The sequence below is a fragment of the Pseudomonas sp. FJ2-5-13 genome (assembly GCF_029201605.1).
GTDB lineage: Bacteria > Pseudomonadota > Gammaproteobacteria > Pseudomonadales > Pseudomonadaceae > Aquipseudomonas > Aquipseudomonas lactis.
In genome coordinates this window covers 191,444-213,880 of sequence record NZ_CP104045.1, presented here as the reverse complement: position 1 = coordinate 213,880, position 22,437 = coordinate 191,444, and the positions used below count along the sequence as shown (strand labels likewise).

The 22,437-nt window shown below is 55.0% G+C and carries 18 protein-coding genes; 1 reads left to right on the top strand and 17 read right to left on the bottom strand.

Going from position 1 to position 22,437, the window contains the following annotated elements; genetic code table 11:
- Positions 1 to 18: 18 nt before the first annotated feature.
- A complete protein-coding gene (locus N2A98_RS00880; protein WP_005783620.1) occupies positions 19 to 699 on the bottom strand; it encodes a CsgG/HfaB family protein in 681 nt (226 codons plus the stop codon).
- Positions 700 to 1,200: 501 nt separating this feature from the next.
- Positions 1,201 to 1,893: a hypothetical protein gene (locus tag N2A98_RS00875; protein ID WP_098949882.1), complete on the bottom strand. Its 693-nt coding sequence runs from the start codon at positions 1,891 to 1,893 to the stop codon at positions 1,201 to 1,203.
- A gap of 254 nt (positions 1,894 to 2,147) precedes the next feature.
- On the opposite strand from N2A98_RS00875, the gene N2A98_RS00870 reads away from it, so the two are divergent.
- Positions 2,148 to 2,405, top strand: coding sequence for a hypothetical protein (locus N2A98_RS00870; protein WP_005783616.1), 258 nt, complete (start codon positions 2,148 to 2,150; stop codon positions 2,403 to 2,405).
- Between the two features lie 38 nt (positions 2,406 to 2,443).
- Here the strand turns inward: N2A98_RS00870 and N2A98_RS00865 are convergent, their stop codons facing one another.
- The 15 genes from N2A98_RS00865 to pgaC form a co-directional block, all read right to left on the bottom strand.
- On the bottom strand, positions 2,444 to 2,740 hold the full coding sequence (locus N2A98_RS00865) for a hypothetical protein (RefSeq protein WP_146135763.1): 297 nt from the start codon (positions 2,738 to 2,740) through the stop codon (positions 2,444 to 2,446).
- Positions 2,737 to 3,129: an SMI1/KNR4 family protein gene (locus N2A98_RS00860; RefSeq protein ID WP_106117644.1), complete on the bottom strand. Its 393-nt coding sequence runs from the start codon at positions 3,127 to 3,129 to the stop codon at positions 2,737 to 2,739. Before N2A98_RS00860 ends, N2A98_RS00865 begins: the two co-directional genes overlap by 4 nt.
- Before the next feature lie 210 nt (positions 3,130 to 3,339).
- Positions 3,340 to 3,711, bottom strand: coding sequence for a hypothetical protein (locus N2A98_RS00855; protein ID WP_232289401.1), 372 nt, complete (start codon positions 3,709 to 3,711; stop codon positions 3,340 to 3,342).
- A gap of 1,304 nt (positions 3,712 to 5,015) precedes the next feature.
- Positions 5,016 to 5,711, bottom strand: a complete 696-nt coding sequence (locus N2A98_RS00850) for a hypothetical protein (RefSeq protein WP_057709502.1) — start codon at positions 5,709 to 5,711, stop codon at positions 5,016 to 5,018.
- A gap of 18 nt (positions 5,712 to 5,729) precedes the next feature.
- Positions 5,730 to 6,209, bottom strand: a complete 480-nt coding sequence (locus tag N2A98_RS00845) for a hypothetical protein (protein ID WP_275622890.1) — start codon at positions 6,207 to 6,209, stop codon at positions 5,730 to 5,732.
- Positions 6,206 to 6,499 (bottom strand): hypothetical protein, encoded by a 294-nt coding sequence (locus N2A98_RS00840; RefSeq protein WP_186607952.1) that lies wholly within the window; start codon positions 6,497 to 6,499, stop codon positions 6,206 to 6,208. The genes N2A98_RS00845 and N2A98_RS00840 overlap by 4 nt, the downstream gene beginning before the upstream one ends.
- A 632-nt stretch (positions 6,500 to 7,131) precedes the next feature.
- Positions 7,132 to 7,563: a hypothetical protein gene (locus tag N2A98_RS00835; protein WP_275622889.1), complete on the bottom strand. Its 432-nt coding sequence runs from the start codon at positions 7,561 to 7,563 to the stop codon at positions 7,132 to 7,134.
- 83 nt (positions 7,564 to 7,646) lie between these two features.
- Entirely contained in the window at positions 7,647 to 8,054 is a 408-nt protein-coding gene (locus N2A98_RS00830) for an Imm63 family immunity protein (RefSeq protein WP_186607951.1), read from the bottom strand.
- A 118-nt stretch (positions 8,055 to 8,172) separates the two neighbouring features.
- Entirely contained in the window at positions 8,173 to 8,499 is a 327-nt protein-coding gene (gene comJ / locus N2A98_RS00825) for a competence protein ComJ (RefSeq protein WP_275622888.1), read from the bottom strand.
- A gap of 427 nt (positions 8,500 to 8,926) precedes the next feature.
- The gene (locus tag N2A98_RS00820; RefSeq protein WP_233453529.1) at positions 8,927 to 9,595 is read right to left on the bottom strand and encodes a hypothetical protein; all 669 of its coding nucleotides are present in this window, start codon (positions 9,593 to 9,595) and stop codon (positions 8,927 to 8,929) included.
- 129 nt (positions 9,596 to 9,724) lie between these two features.
- Complete coding sequence (locus N2A98_RS00815) at positions 9,725 to 10,081, bottom strand: hypothetical protein (RefSeq protein WP_275622887.1); 357 nt, start codon at positions 10,079 to 10,081, stop codon at positions 9,725 to 9,727.
- Complete coding sequence (locus tag N2A98_RS00810) at positions 10,078 to 18,363, bottom strand: DUF637 domain-containing protein (protein ID WP_275622886.1); 8,286 nt, start codon at positions 18,361 to 18,363, stop codon at positions 10,078 to 10,080. Before N2A98_RS00810 ends, N2A98_RS00815 begins: the two co-directional genes overlap by 4 nt.
- A gap of 30 nt (positions 18,364 to 18,393) precedes the next feature.
- Positions 18,394 to 20,115 carry a ShlB/FhaC/HecB family hemolysin secretion/activation protein gene (locus N2A98_RS00805; RefSeq protein ID WP_275622885.1) on the bottom strand — a complete coding sequence of 574 codons (1,722 nt, stop codon included), beginning with the start codon at positions 20,113 to 20,115 and terminating at the stop codon, positions 18,394 to 18,396.
- 502 nt (positions 20,116 to 20,617) lie between these two features.
- Positions 20,618 to 21,094, bottom strand: a complete 477-nt coding sequence (pgaD, locus tag N2A98_RS00800; protein ID WP_003187480.1) for a poly-beta-1,6-N-acetyl-D-glucosamine biosynthesis protein PgaD — start codon at positions 21,092 to 21,094, stop codon at positions 20,618 to 20,620.
- A 2-nt stretch (positions 21,095 to 21,096) separates the two neighbouring features.
- The gene (gene pgaC / locus N2A98_RS00795; protein WP_275622884.1) at positions 21,097 to 22,437 is read right to left on the bottom strand and encodes a poly-beta-1,6-N-acetyl-D-glucosamine synthase; all 1,341 of its coding nucleotides are present in this window, start codon (positions 22,435 to 22,437) and stop codon (positions 21,097 to 21,099) included.

Below are 22,437 nucleotides of genomic sequence, written 5' to 3'. Positions count from 1 at the left end.
TCCTTGTGGTGTGGCTGATCAGTTACGCGGGTTCCAGGCGCCGGCGTTGATGCCGTCGACCAGGCGGTTGATCGCTTCGCGCATGGCCAGGTCCAGCACCTTGCCGTTGAGGGTGGAGTCATAGCTGGCGGTGCCGCCGAAGCCGATCACTTCACGGTTGGACAGCGCGTACTCACCGGCACCCTGGGTGGAATACACCACTTCGGAGGTGTTGATGTTGACGATATTCAACGCGACTTTGGCGTAGGCCACTTGGGTCTTGCCGCGGCCGAGGATGCCGAACAGCTGGCGGTCGCCGGTTTCTTTGCGGCCGAACTCGGTCACATCGCCGGTCACCACATAGTCAGCGCCCTTGAGCTTCTGCACGGTGCCTTTGATTTTGGCTTCCTGGGAGATCTCGCCCATGTTGTCGCGGTCCAGCACGCTGAAGCGGTTGGTCTGCTGCAAGTGGGTGATAAGGATGGTCTTGGCCTGGCCGCCGAGACGGTCGACACCATCGGAGAAGATGCCGCGCATGTAGCTGGAGCGGTTATCGAACTTACCCACGGCAATCGGCACACGCACGCCGGAATAGGCCACGTGGGCGCTGGCGACTTGCTCCACCGGCATCGCGCGGTTGCTCTCGGTGGCGCAACCGGCCACGGTCAACAGCGCCGCGGCGGTGAGGCCCGACAGCAGGATTTTGGACAGTGTCTTCACAGGGTGCTCCTTGGGTGAGGAAATCAGCGTTGCTGGGTTTTCCAAGGAGAAAGGCAGCCTGAAAACGCACTGGCCTGAATTCTTCCCTGAAAGACGGTGATGCAACGGCTGCGGCATTTTACGGGGTTGAGAGCGGTTCTCAAGTTGTTTCGGCCAGAGATGGGGGGCTTACCCTACTGCCGACCGCAATACTCGAAGCAAAGAAGGTCCAATGTGGGAGCTGGCTTGCCTGCGAAAGCGGTAGTGCAGCAACAGATGCAGCGACTGACACACCGCCCTCGCGGGCAAGCCCAATGCCGATCAATTAAACGAACGCAATGCCCAAAGCAACGAAGGTCCAATGTGGGCTGGCTTGCCTGCGAAAGCGATAGTGCAGCAACAGATGCAGCGACTGACACACCGCCTTCGCGGGCAAGCCCGCTCCCACAGGGGAACTGCGCTTAACCCTGACTGGTATTAGGCCAAGCCTACCCACCAACAACAGCCAGCCTTCGCACAGCCCTACTTGAGCTCCTTCACCAGGTACTGCGCAGAAATCTGCGTAATCCCGGTCAACGCCCGGCGCAAAGCTTCAGGGTCCGTGCGGTAGGTTAACGGTGTATAGCCATAAACGTTCTGACCATTAAACGGCGTGACCGCTTCAAAGGTGCGCCAGATCATCTCATCGCCGCGATCCATCTGAGCTAACACGTTAAGGGTCGGATAAATCACGCTGCTGAAACCCTGGGTCAGGCGAAAGCCCCACTCGGACACGGTCAGCTGAATCTGCGCATCAGCCGGCTCATCATCGCCGACCACCTTGAGCGTCGAAGTCTTGCCCAACTCATCGACAAAGCCCTGCTTGAGCAACACGCCAACATCGAGTTTTTCCGCCTCCATCACCGTCAGAATAGCCACCGGCGTCGGCATCTCGGCCAACTGCCCGAGCTTCATGCCGCCGGCAAACCCGGCACCGCTCAACGCCGCAGTACCCAGCTTGGACGCCCCGCTGGCCATGCCAACACCGGCGCCAACCCCGGCACCCAGGGCCGCGCCCCAGGCCTGTTCGCGGCCGAAGTACACCATGTTCTTTTCCCACTTCACGGGCAGGACTTTGACGGTCTTGATCTGCGCGCGGTTTTCGGGAGTGAGGGGGTGGCTGACGCAGCCGCCGAGGATGAGGGTGGTGAAGAGAATGAGGAGGAGGTTTTTCACATTGGTCCTTTAATGTTTGGGGTGAGGCTTTCAGATTTGCATAGTCGTAGTGCGTTTGTTCGTGAGCAGTATGTCGGCAATGGGTGGCAAGACGTTAGTAGCTGCGTACACGCTCCGAAGCGGCGGCATTTTGATGCCTTGCGCGGGCTTGGTGGTGCGGCTTATAGTCCGGCCGTCACTCAAAAAGCGACCGGGTTTGGCGACCCGAAGAACGAGCCCTCAATAATCCAGAGAGCTTAATGATGAATCGATACATTCCCCTAACCGGCCACGACTGCACCGTCCCAGCCCTGATCATCGACACCCAGGCACCTCTCGACGTCCTTCACGACGCCGCCGTGCACCGCATTCGGGCCGTCACCCAACTGCTGGAAAACCTGGCCTTCCGCGAACAACTCAGCAGCGATGCCGTAGTACTTTCAGACTTCGCCCATTTGCTGGCCATTCCGCTGCGCGATGGGTGTGATTTGCTGGATGTCATCAGTCGCAGGCTTAATGCCGATCCGTCCTGAGTGAAAATCGGGCGGCCTTTGTGTCGCCCGCTTTGCGCTCAATTCCCTTGGCCACTCTCTTTACGATTTTTCAACCAGGACTGTATCCAAACGCCTACCCCAGTAGGTATTGCATAGGCAAAAACACCGGGTAACATATCTACGATTTCAGCCCAACTAAAGTCCCATACACCAATCTTTGAATAATTAACCAGCGCCCCCATGAGCTTTGCGATAACCCCCACCAACAAAAACAATAAAAACAGATAAATCAACAATAACAAAAACGCCTGCCACCTTGATCTAGGCTTAATCACTTTCCCTTCCCATTTCCTTCCCTTTTCTCCCAGAGTCACCTCAACAAACTATAAACAAACAAAGAAAATGTTTCACATAACTTCTTAACACTCATATCTGCAGAGTCTATTTTCACTACAGCCCATTTATCATTTTTATCAAAACCGACGCATCGCCCCTGCATATCATCACCAAAAATCATAACACTTTCGAATTGCGCCGCAGTCTCATCATCAAAAATATCACTTGCCTCTAGGAGGCCGTTATAAAGCATAAATCCGGCTGTTTCAATTTCCCCACTTCCGAACTCCTGCAAAAACTCCAAGTAATCATCAGGAGCATTTTTCTGCCCTACCTTTATTGCATTAAGACTGACATCATCTACAGCAGCCAAGCCATCAAGCAAATGCTCTTCTTTCTTACTCTTCAAAAAAGTTTTAATATCCACCTTCACCCCCTACTTTTTATCTGAAAAAATCTCTCTGGGCACACCTCCAGCACGATGTATTCCACCCTGATGCTGATCCGGAAATCAGAAAAAGGGGACAGATTTTTTTAATAGATTTTTCAACCCTAATTCAAATAAATCTGCTCCCTTTTTTTCCGCTCCCTTTTTTCACTTCTCTAGCAAGATCAAACAAACCGCCTCCTTTTGTTCTCAATTATCTTTTGGAAAATTTATCGAAAAAGCCGAAAGTAAAGTCTCAATAATTTTTCGATCTGCATCATTCTTCGCAAAACGCTTAAGCACTGGGACAAGATGATAAAACAATAACTCGAGCCTGCTAGGATCTTTGGGCAATGCATCGTTAATGCATGCAACCATTAACTTAACTGGCATAATTGACGCGAAGGTTTCATATCCTCTAGCGCTAGAGAACGGAATTTTCTTAAAATAATAATCCGCTAAACGTTTCTGCTCTGGTTTTTTCCAAGATCTATGAGGAAGGAGTAATAAAGCTTCACCCCAATTATCTGAAGTAAGCGGGTACCGGCTCAATATCCAAGCTGCCGCCTGATCAGAAGTCATTTTCGCCAACTCTTTACAGAGTGATATCAATCTTGAATCCATACCAAACTATTTCCTTGGATTAAATGAGTTTTCCGGTAACCCAGAGTTAGCCTTTAGAGTAGCAGGTGGCTGATAATGACCGGAACTATTATCCCATCTTGTTATTTTTCCTCGCTCTGGACCGTCATTATTACCAAAGCGTATAGAGCCGGCATATTTAACTTCCCCCCCACGCTACCCCAGATGGGTTGAAAATTGCTCATTCACATTTGGGCGGCTTACCTTGATAGTCCCATCCGGCAATGTGACAAAATCGTAAGAACCTGAAGGGGTAATTTTCCCCCACCTTGCCCTTGCAACCAATACCGGCCTGATTCGTCCTGGATAAGAGTTCTCACGGGCCGTTGCGAACAAAAGAACAAAAGGAACAAAAGGAACAAAAGGAACAAAAGGGGACAGATTTATTTAATATGCTCTTCAACTCTAATTTAAATAAATCTGCCCCCTTTTCTGCTCTAAAAAAAATATATCCTATATTCGACTCTTCACCGAAACGGCTCCATGCAAATAGATCTGTCCCCTTCGATCGCAGCTCCATTCGAAACAGATTTATTTTTTACTTAGCCATTTAAATAAATCCGCCCCCTTTTCTCTCTTTTCTTTTCCCTTAAAACAACAGTTAAAAGACATAACATCCTTTTACGTTAGAAGTTTCGTATCTCCATGACTTTATTAGCCGATCCGCAGCGACAAAAACCGAATATCGGCAATCTCTAATCCAAGTTATGTAATACCGCCTGCCTCCGTTTTCATCAACAACCTTATCAAAGGTCTTATTTTTATTTACAGGCGACCAATATGAGTCGCCACATCCTCGAGTGCAGTCTTTGTAAAGGTGGGAATCGAAATGAGTACCTACCCATAGATTCATTCCATTTTCCCAATTGGAATGGGAAGGTGCGCAGCCAGCCAAGGCCGACAATAATACTACCAAAAGCCATTTATTAATTTTCACGCTTTTTCTGCGACTCAATTGCTGGGCGGTACTTATCGTACAGTGCTCCATAATTTACAAGCAGAGCAGGCGGCATGCTGCCCAAATTTTCAAAAAACGACATATCAGCTTGTTTGTGAGCTTTCAAGTTAATCATCCAACCATCGTGCAATGTAGCAAACCCATTAAACCCTGGAATTTGGTTTAATATATTGCTGACTGGAGTACCGTGACAAACAGCAGAACAAAGGGGACATATTTATTTAATATGCTTTTCAAGCCTCATTCAAATAAATCTGTACCCTTTTCTCCCTACGCCTTATAGCGCCTATTGTTTCAAATCAGCTATTAGTTTAGCTATCACTAACTCGAAAGCATTCTGCAAAGCGCTACGGAGAGCTTCAGGGTTTGTTGAGTACTCTTGAGGTGTATACGCCTGGACATTTCCATCACTGAACGCTGTGACAGTTTCGAAATTCCTCCAAACTACTGCGTCGCCGAGCTTCATGGTCGCTACAATGCCCACTGTTGGATAAAGCTCTGCACTGTAGTTTTTCAAGGCAAAGCCCCATTCGGACACGACGAATTCTATATGCGCATCGGCCCGGCCGCCCTCCGGTTCAACTTTGAATAAATGCTCAGCACTGATCCGTGCCTCCAACAGTTGTTTGAACAACTGCCCTGGATCTATTTCGTTACGCTGCAAGTTCAACAAAATTGCCTGCCGTGGACTTGAAGCTCCACCATCAGCCACTTTCGCGCCCGCTACCACACCCACGCCAGCCATAGCACTGGTAGCGACTTTGGACGAATCCGATGCCATTCCCACAGCCGCCCCGGCACCGGCACCTAAGCCGGCCCCCCAGGCTTGATCCATGCTGGTGTACTTGAACTGCTGCTCCGGGAATGAGGCAAGCAACACACTGACAGTTTTGATTTGCTGGCGGTTTTCAACGCTCAGATCTTTGGTTACACAGCCACTTAACACAAACAAACCAAAATAATAAATTATTAAATTTTTCATATTTATTAGCCAGACCTTTCAGTCCTCCCCCTCCACGGCTATAAAAACAAGAAATTCACTTTCAACAACATCCGAGGGGATAGACCTGTAAACAAAAATCTCATCTCCCAAATTCAAAATAAAAAGACGTTCTTCACAATCAAATGAAAAACCAACACCCACAACCCTATCCTCCACTGAGGATTTCACCAGAACAGCTGAGGACAGCGTTTTGTTTATAACATTACTAAAGCATGCATCGTCGGACATCGACGCAATTACTTGCGCGCCATACTCTTGCATATCGCACTCGGTTAATGGCTCCACGGACAGTCCTATCGAAGCCCCATCACTATCGCAAAATAAACGACCAGGAATGCTTCCTTCAAAATGGAAACTAATCTCTTGCGGAAAACCATGCGCCACCGAGCCTAACTTATGAATCAGTGCGTCCACCGACAAAAGCTTTTTGCCAATGGCAAGTATAAGCCACGCCTTCAACGAAGACTCTTTCATCATCTAACCTTCCCTTCCAGCGCACTTTTTACTGATGGATTTTGGTTGACGCCATCTTTCAAAATCGTCACAAACGTACCATTCGGCTTGGTCACCACGACATCATTGCCCTTAATTCTAAAATAGACATTGCCTAGCGCACCATTAGCTCCCTGTCCCGCGAAGGTACCAGGGATAACCTTTGTGGCGTTATTCCCAATATCGTTAATCAAATCTGTAACAAATTTACGATCTGCGGCACTGGATGGGTCCCCTCCGAAGTCTTTGACATGTTTACCTAACTTCGTCCCCATTTGCCCAGTATCCGTTTTAAATGCTGCACCTGCCCCAATGCCACTTACCGGCACAGAGGTATATCCCGGCTTGGGCAGCAAGAGAGGCGATTAACAAAAGGGGACAGATTTATTTAATACGCATTCCAACTCCAGCCTAAATAAATTCGCCCTTTTCTTTATATATATCAACCTAAAATAAATAGCAACTTTCTAAATTATTAGTCTCATACTCCCATGAAACTATCCTACTTTCCGGAGACACAAGCACCGAATAGCGGCAACTCCTAATCCAGGTTATGTAGTAACGCGTCCCGCTGCTTTCTTTTACTACCCTATTGAACGTTTTTTCTTTGTTAGCGGGGGACCAAAATGGCTCAGTACATGTATCGGGCGTGCGCGAGCAAATGCTGTATACGTGAGATTCAAAGGTGGTACCTATCCATCCATCTTTACTGGATACCCACGCAGACCGTGACGGCGCGCAACCCGCAATCAGAAATATAACTACCATTACGCTAATTTTTTTCACGTTTTCTCTCCGTGAAAATGTGAAAAACGGGACAGATTTATTTAATATGTTTTTCAACTCTAATTCTAAATAAACCTTTCCCTTTTCTCACTTTTTTATTCTTCTCCGCTCTGGCACCAACTCAACTTTTTCCATTTATATGATTTCGCCACGGCACGAGCAGTCCCTCCAACAAGACTCGATCAACAACACCATCATCAATGGCGCCGACAAAAGTTGTATCCAACAGAAATTCAAAGGAAATATTTTCCTTTTCCGATAACTTTTTAACGGCACAGACTATTTCTTCTACTTCATCTAGATTTTTTGAATCCATATCAACAGACAGTATATTCGGTTGCAGTGCTGAATAAATTTCCAACATTCCACCCACCACTTCCGCGCCCCCTTCGTCTATCGCGTCAGTAAAGGTTGGCGGGGCAATGCTCCATATTCTTGACGCAGCGAGCTCATTCACGAGCTGCTGCACATTAGATCTAATAGACTGATCTAAGTCTTGAACCACGTAGAAAATCAACTTTCGCTTCTCATGCTCTAGGGGTACGGAATGCATTATTCAGCTCCTTTTTTTGGAGGGCATGCGGGGAGAGCCGACCCTGGACCCCCTTTTCTCTTTCCTGATCATTCCCTTAGATCTCAACTATCTACAAATGGAGCGGTGATCAGTATAGCCTCGATTTCATCAGACGCTTTTTTTCCCCACTCCTTATTAATCCTACTAAGTTCCGAGAGGTACTTTTCAAAAATCATTCTTCTGGAGTCTTTTCCGGCAACACGATGGGAGAGCTCGTAATCTACCGCCATATTGAAAGCTACACGACTGATTATCCAAAAGAGAAGTTCATCCAGCGAACGCGTGTATTTTCTGAAAATCTCATAACTCCTTTCTGAGGAAACATATTCAAAACCACCACTTTTGAACTCCACGTGAGGAGTTCCATCCTCGGGTGAGCTCACTCTGACCAACAGCATAGACTTAGGCGCTCCCAACTTATCGCCTATCAAATTCACTGTTTGCTGCAGTTCACCGATATTGGAAACCATGCTAATTCGTTCTCCTCAGATAACCTTATTCGATATAAAGGGGACAAATTTTGTTTATTTAATAGGCTTTCTACCGCGATCTTGAATTAAAATAAATCCGCCCCATTTCGCCGAATGTTTATCCCGCAGGAACCGCACCGATATCAAACTCACCTTGCGCGTCAATTTCGGCGTCTGCTCTCAACACCTCAAAATCGCAGCCCCCTAAATTCAAATGGACATTTATTTCATACGCTCCACTTGAGGAGGGTCTTATAAATTCGACCTGAAGAGAATAATCTCCTTCAGGCAGTTCTAGAGGAACCGTACTCGAAATACTACCAACCTCAATATTTCTATCTATTACCGAGAAGGGAACTTTAAAGGCCCGAACCACGTCTGCGCTTATAGCGGGCACTTGTTCGTTAATGAAAAGGCTAATTATATGGTACCCTTCGTCAACCAAAGCTCTAAAAGAGACACTCCCTAACCTCCACGCAAAATTGCGAATAAGACAAATATATAATTTCTCTAAACCTAGCCATTAGTTCACCACCTTAATTCCGACCTTCTCACCATCGCGAATGAAAAGGGGACAGTTCTATTTAATAACTGGCATTTAGGGAGAAGATCAGCAATTGTGCGATTATGTTGCATGTTCTTGCGCTATTTCTGGCTATCCCGCTGAGGGACGGGTGTGATCTGCTGGATATTACTGGACGAAAATTAAACGCGAAGATCTAAAGCAGAATCTGGGCAGTTAACTCATAACTGCCCGACCGACTTACAAGAAACCATTTTGTTAAAGAACCACCAAAACAGAACCTTTACACCAACTCAACCAAGCCCAATCAAAACTGTAATATATCAACCAATTTGACCAGACAAAAAAATCAAACCACTAAGCTCTTTAGTCGCTCACCCGCACTGAGTAGTTCGTCGGCAGAAAGCGGAGTATAACTAATTACAATCAAAACCCCCTCTTCAAACTCACACACTTCTTCTACATAACCATTCAACAAATCAACAAGTTCAAGCGGCCCTTTTCCGAAGGCGCGAAAACACAATTCCTTATCGAAATAATTCGCCGCATTTATACGGAAAACGCCATCCCTACCGTTAACGTCTTTTTTTGTAGCATCACAAGCTTCCAACACTAAAGGCCAATCGCTCCTCGTAACATTCCAATCATGTAAAGCTGAGCGATAGGAGCCAAACGCCTTTATATAAACAGGAAAAACAATCTTCAACAAATATGAATAGTCGACTTTGGAGGCTGTGAATTCAATAAATAGCGTATCATCAAACTGCGCATCATCCTGGAGATACTTCTGATCTCGCAGAGCATATGAAATTCGACCTTTAACGCCGACTGGAAGTAGCTTATCCAATGACACCGAGGTCACCAACTCGCTTCCAATAGGGGGGACTTCAAAGGCATCGTTCAAATTCCACGGAACGCCCAAATCGCCTATAGCTCTCAAAAAATCTTTATGCCTCTCTTCGATAGACTCTGAAACACTAGGCCTATGTCGAAATTCGAGTTTATATGTGGTAATCACCGTGCCACCCTTACAGAAATATTTCTGATATTTGGCTCATTAAGTATATCTATTAACAAAAGGAGGGCGATATATTTAGTGCACCTTCAAATTTTAATTTAAATAAATCTGTCCCCTTTCCTTTTCAACTTATTCATCATCCCAAAACTGCCCCGGCGGCGCATAGTTGCCATCTTCCAAGATGCTGCACCATCCAAAAAGCCTATAAAACATTTCAAGATCCAATATTTGGTAGATATCAATATCAACTTTTTTTAACGTCACCCGACCGTGTGCATAGTGAGAGTATTGCCCACCTACCCCACCTATCGCTCTTTTTTCAAGTTCTGCACGATCCCACTCCAGAACGGTTCCTGCAGCTTCTGGCAAAGGGTCCAAAAATTCAATTTCAAACTCCGTTGCAATTTTGCAAATGCAAGGAATCAGCCTTTGCTCGAGCATGCTATGGGTTAACAAATTCTCGGGAAACTTAATGCTTAATTTCATTTCAGAGCATCCTTTGGAACAACAACATAACCTGAAAAATTCTTTTCAAAAGTAGTCGCGGGGCTAAAATACTGCTTACCATGAGGATCACGAATTGCTACGACAGAAATGCCATTTCTGGTAGTAATGCCGTCGACCACAACAAAATGGGAAAATCCGGTACCCGCTGCTTTATCCACCACTTGGACAATAACAGGCGTTCCGTTTGCTGTGTATCTTGCCAAATCAGCAACGTTACGGCTTGCATAAACTGCCGTGTTGACGCCCTCAGACTTCATCAAATTCGCAACGTCCTGAGGGAAAATCCCGTCTTTTCCGGGTGGAAGCTTTTCAATCAGATTTCCTATGTCTACTTTATGTCCCATGGTATCCAAAACCATGCCACATGAGTTGTGACCACATGTAGGTACGGGCCCTTGATTCACAACTAAACGATCACCGCTTCGGGGTAGCGAATCACCAAGAAGTGGATTTTTAGGACCTGCTCCTGAAGGTAAGCTCTTTGCTAGCTCTTCTACCAAATCCGCAGACTCAGCAACCTTTCCTTCCAAATACAGCTTTTTAGCCTTACCTAAAACTTTTTGTGCCGCATCCCCAGCGCCCGGGATGAGTCCAATACTCGCCATGGCATAGTCAAACGGATCCTCAGCCTCATAGAAGCCCTTTGCATCGCCGTAAACCGGAATGAAGTCTGAACCAAATTCAGCGAGCTGCTCAGCCAGGCGCTTTGTCTGAGCAAGCGCAATCGGGCTATCTACTTGCTTAATGCTTCGAAGCTCCGCCTCAATGGAATACGCCGCAAGCTCTTTATTCTGCTCAACTTGCTTAGCCTGCTCTTTAGCCTCAGGGCCAAATCTCGCAACCACAAGGCTTCGAGCAGCCTCCGAAGCTTCTCGCCGTAAAGAACGACAGGTAGCACCTGCACCATTCGCACTGCAGGCTGTGGTTAGCGCCAAATCTCGACTTTTATCTAGAGCATCCAGAGCGTCAGCACGCCCACACGCAGCACTATCTCCTCCCTGGCATTTCTTCTTGGCAGCCCAGCGCTCTTGGTTTTCTTCATGGTTGAGGTAGTTGTACTGTGTCGAACTGCCCGCCACCCATGCTCCAGTTTGCAAACTCTCACCGTCAGCATCACTGTCCACCGACGCCGCAAGCACACCAATCAACTGCGAGCTCATCACCAGCAAGCTCTTTCTCTTATCCTCCGGCATGCTGGCGTACTGTTTGGCGAGGCTGTCTACCAGGGCTTCGTTCACACCTGCTGCCAACGCACCAGTACGGAAATCGCCGCCAGCGGCTTCAGCTGCCAGCCCGCCCATCAACGCATGCAGCCCAATCTTGGTGATACCGCCGTCGGCAAACCGATTCTTGGAGACATCACCAATCATGTTGAAGCCATAGGCAGCAAATGCATTGGCAAGGCTGCTTTGCAATGCATCCCCGAAGCTGGCTTCTCCTCCCAGCGCTTTAGTCAGGATGGCCGATGTGCCGTTTTGCAGAACCTGATTCGCAGTAAATTGACCAACACCTTGCCAGGTACTCAATGGGCTCGCGGATGTCACTGCGCCCGAGTTAGGCAGCGCAGTAGTAGTGCCTGTCTGCGTGCTGGTCCAGTCGTCGTAGAACCCTGCGGTCAGCCCCGCGGTAACACCCGAGACAACATAGCCCCGCATCGCATCGCTGGAGGTTACGTCCTTGACCACTGCGCCTAAATTGCCACGGTTATTGATTGTGCTGATAGCACCATTGCTGGCCATACCGGCAAGCACAACGCTGCCCGCAGCATTGGCCCAGCCTGCGGCAGATGTGGCTGTGGCAGCAGCCGTCGCCCCAGCCATCGAGGTACCCGTCCCAGCGGCGGCGATTGCGCCGCTTGCTGCCCCCATCGTGAAGTAGGTAACAATGATCGCTATGACAATCTGCGCGCCGGCGCCCAGGCCGGAATTACTGTATTTGAAGCTGTCGTGCAGCTCTTTGACCTCGCGCCAGTCAACATCGCCACGCTGCTCCATTTGCTTGATCCAGGCGAGGCTTGGGTCCGCCTGGACCATCGCGTCGATGGTCTGGCTTACCGTGTTCTGGTTAACCTGCCTTACATCAATCTTCAGGCCGTCCACGGCCTTGATTGCCAGCTCGCCCTGCGCCACCAACTCACTCTGACGCAACGTCTCGTCGGTATTCCCCTTGCCCTTGGCGCTGGTCCACGCCAGATCACCCTTGCTTTTCTCGTGACTCTCCTGGTGCAGGTCTTTGACCGCCTCGAACGTCACCGCACCGCCACTGGTGATCGCCAGGTCCTTACCACTCTCAAGCTTGGCCCGCTGATACAACTGATCACCGCCACTGACCAGCGACAGATCACCACCAGTCTTGATCTCAGTCCCCACATTCGTGACGTGGGTCACCTCATCACGTTTGGTCTTCTTCGCGCCCCAGCCCCCCTTCTCCTTCATGTCGTAAAGGCTGTAAGTGCTGTTCTGCGCCGCCAGCAGGTTCAACTTATCCCCGCTATACAGATAAGCTTCATTCCCCGCACTGATCCTGCTCGCCACAATCGTGGTATCACGCCCCGCCTGGCTGACAAAATCCCCACCCGCCGTCAGTACGCTCGCCACTTGGGTGGTCTGGTCGTCCGAAGTCTTGATGCGTTTTTTGCCGTCCTTTTCCTTGCCCTCGACGTTGTGCATGTCGCTGACCGAGGCGACGTTGAGGTCGCGGCCGGCGGCGATGTTGAGGTCTTTGCCGGCGGTGGCATTGCTGCCAACGATGTTGACGTCTTGCCCGGCCTGCATGTTGAGGTTGCCGCCCGCCGTGACGCTGGCGGCGAGGTTTTTGACGTCGGTGGTGATGGTGGATTTCTCGCCGCCGTCGCGGGTTTCGTGTTTGACGCGGGTGTCGCTGGCGGCGATGAGGTTGAGGTCGCGGCCGGCGGTTAGGTTGGCGTCGTTGCCAGCGGTGAGTGCGCCTCGGTTGGTGAGATCGCGCCCGGCGTCGATGGCGAGGTTTTCGCGGGCGACGATGGTGCCGGCGCTGGTGTCGGTGAGGGTGCGCATGCCGGCGCCGTCACGCACCTGGATGGCGGTGGTCTCGTTGGTGATGTCGCCTTTGAGGGCCGTAAGGCTGACTTGTTTGCCGCGGATTTCGCCGGCCATGGCGTTGCGGATGCTGTCCTGGGCCAGAAGGTTGAGGTTGTTGCCGGCCTCGACCAGGCCGCCGGTGTAGATGCTGCCGCTGCTGATGGCGGAGAGGTTGTTGCTGGCGCGCAGGGTGCCGACGTTGATCAGGTCGCCGCCGGTGACCAGGTTGAGGTCGCGGCCTTGGATGAGGCTGTTGCCGCGCACGTTGCGCGAGTCGGCCTGGGCCAGGTACAGCACCGGTACGAGGACGGTCTGGCCGTCGATGACGCGGTTTTCCATCCACACGATGTCGTGGGTCAGGGCGCCGACTTGCTGGTCGGTGAGGGCCACGCCCAGGCTCAGGCGCAGGGCGTCTTTGCTGGCGAGGCCGTTGTCCATCAGGTAGCGGAACTGGTCGGCGTCGCTGTACAGGCCGCCGGCGAGGAAGCGTTGGCCGGTTTGCGCGAGCACAGCGTCGCGGATCAGGCGGGTTTCGTACTGGCCGTCACCGAGGCGGCGCCAGGCGTTGTCGGCGGTGAAACCGAGTTTGCCGAGCATGTAGTCGGAGCTGAAGAAGCCCGACACCGAGGTGAATTCGGGGTTGGTCTCGATCAGGTAGTGGCTGGTGGGGTCGGCGTTTTTGACGAACAGGCCGTACTCGCCCTTGGGCAGTTGGAAGGTGGGCGAGGTGGTGGGGTCGACCGGGGCGAAGGCGGTGCCGGTGTAGTCCACGGGCACGAAGCCGCCACCAGGGGCAACGCCTACCACGGGCAATACGCTGCCGGGCGCTTGGGCGCTCGGGTCGTTGGCGTGTTTGCTCAGGTTGATGTTGATGCCGCCGACGGGGATGCCGGTCTGGTCGTCGCCGAGGGTGCCGGTCAACTGCGCCAGGGTGTTGTTGTGCAGCGTGCCGTTTTGCAGGGTACGGGCGACGTTGAGGTTGACCGTGCCGCCCGCTTGCAGGGTGGCGTCGTAGCCGGGGCCGCTGTTGTTGGTCCAGGTGGTGACGTCACTTGCGTAGGCGAACGGCAGGCTATTGGGTGAGCGGCTTTTGAGTTCTTCGAAGCGCGCCTTGTCGAAATTCCCGGCCGCCGTGGCCGCATTGAACGCGGGCACATCGACATATTGCATGCGTTCAAACAAATCGTCGGAGACGTGACCTGGCGTGCCGATGACAAGCTTGCGCTGGCCCGTGCGCGTGGCGGCGCCTTGGTTGAGCAGGTCACCGGCAGTGATGCTCAGGTCGCCATTGGCGGCCATCAGGCTGTAGCGGTTCTGCACCGTGTCGCCTTGCAGCAGCATGTTTTTGCCCGCCACCAGGCGCGCCGCTACCGAGTCCTTGGTCGCCGCCTCAAGGTACGTCTCGTAGATGGTGATCTCGCCACGTTCCCAGTTGTCGCTCTCGCCGCAGTGCTGGCCACAGATCCAGCTCAAGCTGCCGGTGGTCAGCGTTTGCCCGAGTTCGAATTCATCTTTGGCGTTTTCGATAAAGCCCGCATTGATGCCGATCGAGCCTTCGCTTTCCACGGTGCCGGAGCGGTTGCTGAACAGCACGGCACGCCCGCCATCGCGGGCGGCGAAGCTCAGGTTGCCTTTGCTGTAGACATCGCCATAGCTGTTGCTGAAGCCATTGCTGCGCAGGGTCATGTCGCCGCCGCTGAACAGCAGCGTGTTGGCGGCATTGGTGATGCCGTTGACTGCGGTGAGGTTCACTGCACCCTGGGCACCGAGGGTGCCACGGTTGTTGATTTGCGCGGCGGCGATGTCCAGTTGCTGGCGGGCGGTGAAGAAACCAAGGTTGTCGAGGGTGCCGCCCAGGGTCAGGCGCGCATTGGTTGCGGCCAGGCGGCCGCCGTTCTGACTGAGGTTGTTGGCGGCGACGGTGAGTGTTTGCAGGGCCGAGACGCGGCCGCTGTTGGTGATATCGCCGGTGGTGATGCTGATGTCACCGTCGCTGAGCAGTTCGCCGCCGTTGTCCAGGCTGGCCACGTTGAGGATCAAGCCCTTGGCGCTGGCCATGCGGTCACCGGCCTTGAGGGCCAGCCCTTGGGCGCTCTTGTAGGTGAGCACGTCGTTGAGTTGCACGCGGCCCAGGCCATCGACCTTGCCAAACGCCCAGTCGGCGCTGCCCATGCCCTGGATATTGCCCTGGCTGCCTGCGAGGCTGGCGGTGTTGAGGTGGAACAGGCCGGTGCCGGCGTGTTGCAGCATGCCGTTCTGGTTGTTGAGGCTGGCGGCGTCAAGGCTGAAGGCCTGGCTGCCGAATTCGAGGGTGCCGTTCTGGTTGTTCAGCGCGCCGCTGAGGTTGAGTTTGCTGCTGGCGCCGCCCAGTGCACGCAGTTGGCCGTTGGCGCTGTTGTCCAGGTTGCCGCCGGTGAAGGTCAGGCCCTGGTTGGCTTCGATCAGGCCGCCCTGGTTGGTGAGCGTGTTGCGTGAGGTCAGGTTGAGCTGGTTGCCGCTGACCTGGCCGCCCGCGCTGTTGTCGAGGCTGGCGCCGCTGACGGTCACTTGTTCTTTGCCGAACAGCTTGCCGCCACGGTTGGCCAGGGCTTCTACGGTGAGTTGCAGGTTGCCGACCAGGCTGGCCATCAGGCCGCCGCTGGCGTTGTCGACGCTGTTGGCGGTGACGCTCAGGCTGTCGCCCTGCACGGTGCCGCCGTGGTTATCCAGGCGGGTGGTGTTCAGTTCGGTGAGGGCGCCGCCGCTGAGGATCAGGCCCTTGCGGTTGCTCACATCCTGGCCGCTGTAGCTCAGGCCTTCGGCGCCGGCCAGCAGTTGGCCGTTGTCGTTGTTCAGGTGCTGGGCGGCGATGTCCAGGCGCTTGCCGCGCAGGGTGCCGCCGTCGTTGTTAAGGGTGGTGAGCTGCTTGACCAGCACGCTGCGTTCGCCCGCATCGATCTGGCCGCCGACGTTGGTGAGCAGATCGCTGACCTTGAGCACCACGTCGCCGCCATCGCTGACCAGCGCGCCTTTGTTGCTGTTGGTGAAGGTCTGCGCGGTGACGTCGACGGTCTGGCCCAGCAGGATGCCGGCGTTGTTGTCGAAGCGCTCGCCTTGCAGTTGCAGCAGGCCCTCGCTCTGGATGCGGCCCTGGGCGTTGAGCAACTGGCCCGGGCCTTTGAGCAGCAGGCTTACGCCCTGGGCACCACCGGCCAGCAGGCCGGCGTTGCGGTTGTCCAGGCCCGAGGCGCGCACGTCGAGGTGGTCACCCAACACGCGCCCGGCACGGTTGTCGATGTCGCCGCCGGCCACGTCGAGCAGCAGTTGCTTGCCGACGATCGTGCCGCCCTGGTTATCCAGACTGGCGGCGTGCAGTTCGATATCGCCCTGCCCGGCCTGCAAACGGCCCTGGGCGTTGTCGAGCTGTTGTGTGGCGGTGAGGGTGAGTTTGCCGGTGTCGGCGCTCAGTACGCCGCCTGCGTTGCTGCTGAGGGTGCCGGCAGTGACGTTCAGATCGGTGCTGGCCTGGGCGAAACCCTGATTGTTGTTGAAGGTGTTGGTTACGGCGAGGTTGAGTGCGCCACCGTCGGCCTGGATCAGGCCCTTGAGGCTGTTGTCGAGGTTGCTGGCATTGACGGTGGCGGTCTTGGCCACCAGTACGCCGTTCTGGTTGTTCAGGTTGCCGGCGTTGACGGTCAGGTCGTTGGCGATGACTTGCCCGCCGCTGTTGTTCAGGTCGGCACTGGTCAGCACCAGGCTGCCACCGGCCATTTCGATACGGCCCTGGCGGTTGTCCAGGGAGGCGCTGTTGAGCGTGGCGGCCTGGCCTTCGCCGAAGCGGATCAAGCCGCCGAGGTTGACGATGGCCGGTGAGCTGATCGCCAGGGTTTGTTCGCCAAACAGACGTGCGCTGGCGCCCTGGTTGGTGAGTTTGGCGCTGCTGACCTCGACGGTCTTGGCCTGGATGATCGCGCCCTGGTTGGTCAGCGCTTGGGCGGCGGTGATCGCCAGGGCGCGGCTGGCCAACAGGTTGCCGCTGGTGGTGACGGTTTGCGCGTTCACCACCAGGTCGCCCGTGGTGTTGCGGCTGTTATCGGCGGCGACGCCGGCTTCGATGATGCCGGGGTTGTTCACGCTGGCCGCGTTGATCTCGATGCGCTGGCCGGCGGCGATGCTCTTGCGGTTGACCAAGGCCTGGGCGCTGGTGACCTGCACGTTGCCGTTGGCGTAGACCTTGTCGGTGAGGTCGACGTTTTGCGCGGTGACTTTGACGTTACCGGTGGCCGCCGCCTGCGCCATGCTCAGGCGCCCGTTGGCGTCGAGCTGAATATCGCCACCACTGGCGGCCAGGGTGCCGTCGAGCTTCACGCCCACACCGGCTTCGGTGCCCACCAGTTTGATCGCGCCGGCATACATGCCGCCCAGGGCCGACGAGTCGATCGCCAGCTCGGGCTTGGCGCTGCCGTCATCGGCGCGGGCGGTGGTTTTCAGGCTTTGCGCATCGACGTCGTTGCGCCCGGCGATCACGTTGAGTTCGCGGGCGTTGATTTGTGCGTTGATCTTGGCCGAGCGGGTGATGATGTCGAAACGTTCGACGTTGCTGGCGTTCAAGCCTTCGCCGTCGATGGTCACCGCGCCGCCATCCACTTCATAGCGCTGCAATTGACCGCTGGCGTCGAGCACCGGTTTGCCGGTGGTGAGGGTGACGTTGGGGGTGTTGATAAAGCCGCAACCGCTGCACGTCACGCCGTACGGGTTGGCCACGATGACCTTGGCCGACTGCCCCGCCACTTCGGTATAGCCGCGCAACTGGCTGGGGCTGCCGCCGTTGACTTCGTTGAGGATGACGTTCGCCGCGCCGCCCTTGAGGTTGGGGTTGCCGACGATGATCCCGCCCAGCTGGGTGTTGACCATGGCGCCGTTGCCATTGTTGAGAATCACGCCGTTGGGGCCGACGTTGTAGTCCTTGAACTGGTTATGGGACAAGCCCGCGCCATTGGGGGTGGCAATGTTTACCACCGGCACGCCATTGCCTGCCGCGCCCACGGTGGTGCCCGGCGCACTGACCACAATGCCCTCGGCCTGGGCCAGCAGCGGCTGCCAGAACAGTGCGTTGGCAAGGATCAAGGCCAGCCCGCGCTTGGGCAGGCCGAAGAACGCGTCCCGGCGCTTCAGGGCGGCAGAAGGTTGGCGGGCCAGGAAGGCGAATTGGCGAACATCCATTGTCAGGCTCTCATGCAGCGGGGCGTTGAATTACAGGAAAAAATCCATGCGGAAATAGATCGGCGCTTCGCGCTCGGTCACCACACCGGGTCTTTCTAAGGAATGGGCAAAGGTCACGCTGGTGCTGACATGTTTGCCACGGGCGAACAGCTCCAGGGAGTTGCTGGACACCCGGCCATGCACGTTGCCGTTGTAGCGGTCGTTGCGGATCACGCCTTGGTCGTAGCCGACGCTGGCGCCGTACTCGGCGAAGGCCGGGCGCATCCAGTCGAGGGTCACCGGGCGCGCCCAGCGCACTTCGTTGCGCCAGTAGCCACCGCTGTCGCCGGTCAGCAACTGATCCTTGAAGCCACGCACCGAGGCCGAGCCGCCGAGGCTCATGCGCTGCGGCGAAAACAGTGGGTCTTCACTGCGCTGCCCGGTGGCCAAACTGCTGAAGCTGAACGACTCGCCCCACAGGCTGAAGGGTTGCAGGTAGCTGACGGTGGCGGTGTATTTGCGGTAGCGCGCGTTCGGCTGGCGACGGCCTGCTGGGTCACGCTCGTCCTGGGCCTGGGCGTCGAGCAGGCCGATGCCGCTTTGCATGCCCAGGTCCAGGTTGACGAAGGCACTGCCGATGCGCCGACCGTGGTTGACGCCCAGTTGCAGTTCGCTGAGGCGGTTGCTGCTGGGCGCGGTGCGCACGTCGAGGATGTAGTTGTTGGTGCGCAGGTGCGCCAGGCCGACGTTGACCGAGGTCTTGCTCACGTCATCGCGGTGGATCACCCGCTCGGCGCGCAGTTGGTGGTTCTGGTTGTCGCCGTCCTGCTTGTATTTGAAGCCGTCGGTCACGCCGTAGGTGCGGTAGTCGCTTTCGCTGTAGGTGTAGCTGAAGTTCCACCAGCCCCAGGGCAGGTTGTAGTAGAGCATGGTGTTTTTCGAAGTTTTCTGGTGGTCGCTGATGGCGTCGTGGCCGCCGCGCAGCATCAGTTGGTCGCCCAGGCCCAGTGGGCTGTCCCACTCCAGACCAGCGCCCCATTGCTGTTCGCCGGTGCTTTTCTGCCCGTCGTTGTTGCGCGACAGGCTGGCGCGCCAGGGCTTTTGCGCGGTGTTCTTGACCACCACGTCGCTGCCGCCGATTTGCTTGCCGGGGGTGAGTTCCATCTGCGCTTGTTTGGACGGCAGGCGGTTGAGCTGGTCCACCAGTTGCTCGATCTCGCGCAGGTTCAGTGCTTCACCGACTTTGCCGGGAAAGGCCATGGCCAGTTCGCGGTCGGTCACCGTGCCGCCTTCGGCGCTGCGCAACGCTTCGAGTTTGCCTTCCACCACCAGCACTTGCAGATGGCCGGTGGAGAGGTCTTGCTGTGGCAGGTAGGCACGGCTGGTAACGCGGCCTTTGCCCAAGTAGTAGTCGGTGATGACCTTGAGCAGCTCGTTGAGCTGGGACACGCCCAGGCATTGGCCGATATAGGGCTTGAACAGGCGCTCGCGGTCGGGCGCCGGCAGGCTGTCGGCGCCTTTGAGTTCGATGGTTTTGATCGGGAAGCAACGGGTGTCAGCCGGGGTTGCCGGGGCTTGGGGCGTGTCCGCTTTGCCGGGCAGGTCCTGAAGCTCCTGGAGGCGCCGCTGCTGCTCTTCGAGCAGGCGGTTCTGCCGGTCGCGGATCAAGTCCTGATCGCCAGGCGTGGGGGCGGCGGATGCACTGTTCAGGCCCACGCAGGTGAGCAGGAAGGTGCAGAGCAATAACCGGGTCCATGGCAATAACGAAGACATGTTCGATCCATCGAAAATCAAGGGCCGCGAAACTAACATCGAACTTCCAGCTCGCCTAGAAACGGGCGAAGTGGGGCCGTTCGACTGATTAGTTTTCTAACCTGTTGATTATTAATAATAATTTTTCATCAAAAGAGTTTAAGTCGGGCACTTACAGTGATTATTCCGACAAGCGGCAACTGTTTTGATGGCGATTCGACGAATGACTTTCCGACTGCCATTACTTAGCCATCAGGTGTTCGTCGAGTTAGGTTAGTACCGGAGAAGGGGGAAAAGTTCGCGGGGGTTTTGTGAATTGGATCCCATTTATCGGAATTCCAACAAGAGGAGTGAACCACTGCACGCTATGGGTGGAAATACTACCTGTGGGAGCGGGCTTGCCCGCGAAGGCGGTGTGTCAGTCACTGCAACTCTTGCTGCACTACCGCTTTCGCAGGCAAGCCAGCTCCCACATTGGATCTTCATTGCTTTGGGCATTGCGTTCGCTGAACTGAGCTGGAGTCTAGCCAATGCCCTTGTCTTTGTCGGGTACCAGGGTCAGGCCGGGGCGTTCGACGTCGCGGGAGACGTGGGATTTCACTTCTTCGACGCCGCCTTCTTCGTCGTTGTGGATCACCAGCACGCCAGGGCGGCGCAGTTGTTCGAGGTCGCCATCGCCCAGGTTGAAACTTTCACTCAGGTGCTGGTCGCTCAGTGCATTGGCTTCGGCGCGGCGCTGGGCGAATTTGCGCCCGCGATGCTGCTGATAGCGCGCCCAACTGATCAGGATCACCGCATTGAACAGCGCGATCCACAGGTAAACCTGCAAGGTGTTGAGCGCAGCAAAGATCGGCGCCTCGATGCGTGGGCCGCCGTGGGTTTCAAGCATGGCGCTGATGCCTCGCGCCAGCAACCAAATCAACCCACCCCAGGCCAGCAGGGTCAGCAGCACATCGACGATCCACATCAGTGTGTTTTGGCGAGTTCTGACCAGTTTCATAGTCACGCCTCCTCTTGTGCAGGTTTGATACCGCGGTCCGGGCTGACCCAGCGGGCGCGTTTCTGGTGTTGGTTGAACAACACCTTGGGAAAGCTGACCAGGGTGGTGAGCAGGCTCACCAGCCAGAACACCATCGGGTACCACACGGTCCAGAACAGGGTTTTCCACAGGTCTTTTTCGTAGCGCCGGTCGATCAGGATGCTCACCGCAAACTGCAGCAGGCACACCATCGCCAGTACCAGGCCGGTAAACGCAGGTGGCACCAACGAGTCCACGGTGATCGCCGCCGGCAGCGTGACGAATTTACCCACGGCCCAGAAGATCACCGACAGCAGGAAGGTGAAGGCCCAACCGGTGGACAGGCAGTATTCGAACAGCAGCGGCCACAGGTAGCGGTGGCGCCATTGCCAGATGCCACGGATATTCTTGAACAGCACTTCGGCGCCGCCCTGGGCCCAGCGCAGACGCTGTTTCCACAGGCCGCCGACGGTTTCGGGCATGAGGATCCAGCACAGCGCGCGCGGCTCGTAGAAGATCGCCCAGTGATCGAGTTGCAGCTTCCAACTGACATCGATGTCCTCGGTGATCATGTCGGTGCTCCAGTAGTCGATGCGGTCCAGGGCCTTCTTGCGAAACGCCACCACCACACCGGAGACCGTGAAGATCCGGCCAAACACCCGCTGGGTACGCTTGATCAAACCGATGATCGAGGAGAACTCGCCCACCTGCACCCGGCCGATCAGGGTCGAACGCGTACGAATGCGCGGGTTGCCGGTGACGGCACCCAGGCGCGGGTTGTCGAGCATCGGCGCGACCATGTAGGCGGCCGCGTTTTTGTCGAGCAAGGCATCGCCGTCGATGCAGACCAGGTATTCGCTGCGGGCAGCCACGGCGCCCATGCGCAGGGCCACAGCCTTGCCCTGGTTCTGTGCCAGATGCAGCACGCGCAAGCGCGGGTGTTGCAGCGCCAGGGCATCGAGTACTGCGGCGGTGTCGTCGCTGGAGCCATCGTTGACCGCGATCACTTCGATGTTCGGGTACAACTGGCCGAGGGCCGCGCCAATGGTGTCAGCGACGTTATCGCCCTCGTTGTAGCAAGGGATGATGATCGAGATCAGCGGCTCGCCGGCCAGGGTCGGCGCCGGCGTGTCTTCTTCCCAGGGCCAGTGGCGTTCCCAGTGCAGCCAGAAGTACAGGCCACCGGCGATCCACAGCGCCGACATGAACAACGGGTAGAAGAACACGAAGTCCATCAGGAACTGCCCGGTCACCAGGAAGATCAGGCCCAGGGGCAAGCCCAGTACCAGTGCCAACACGAATAGAGCCAGGATTCTGTCAACCAT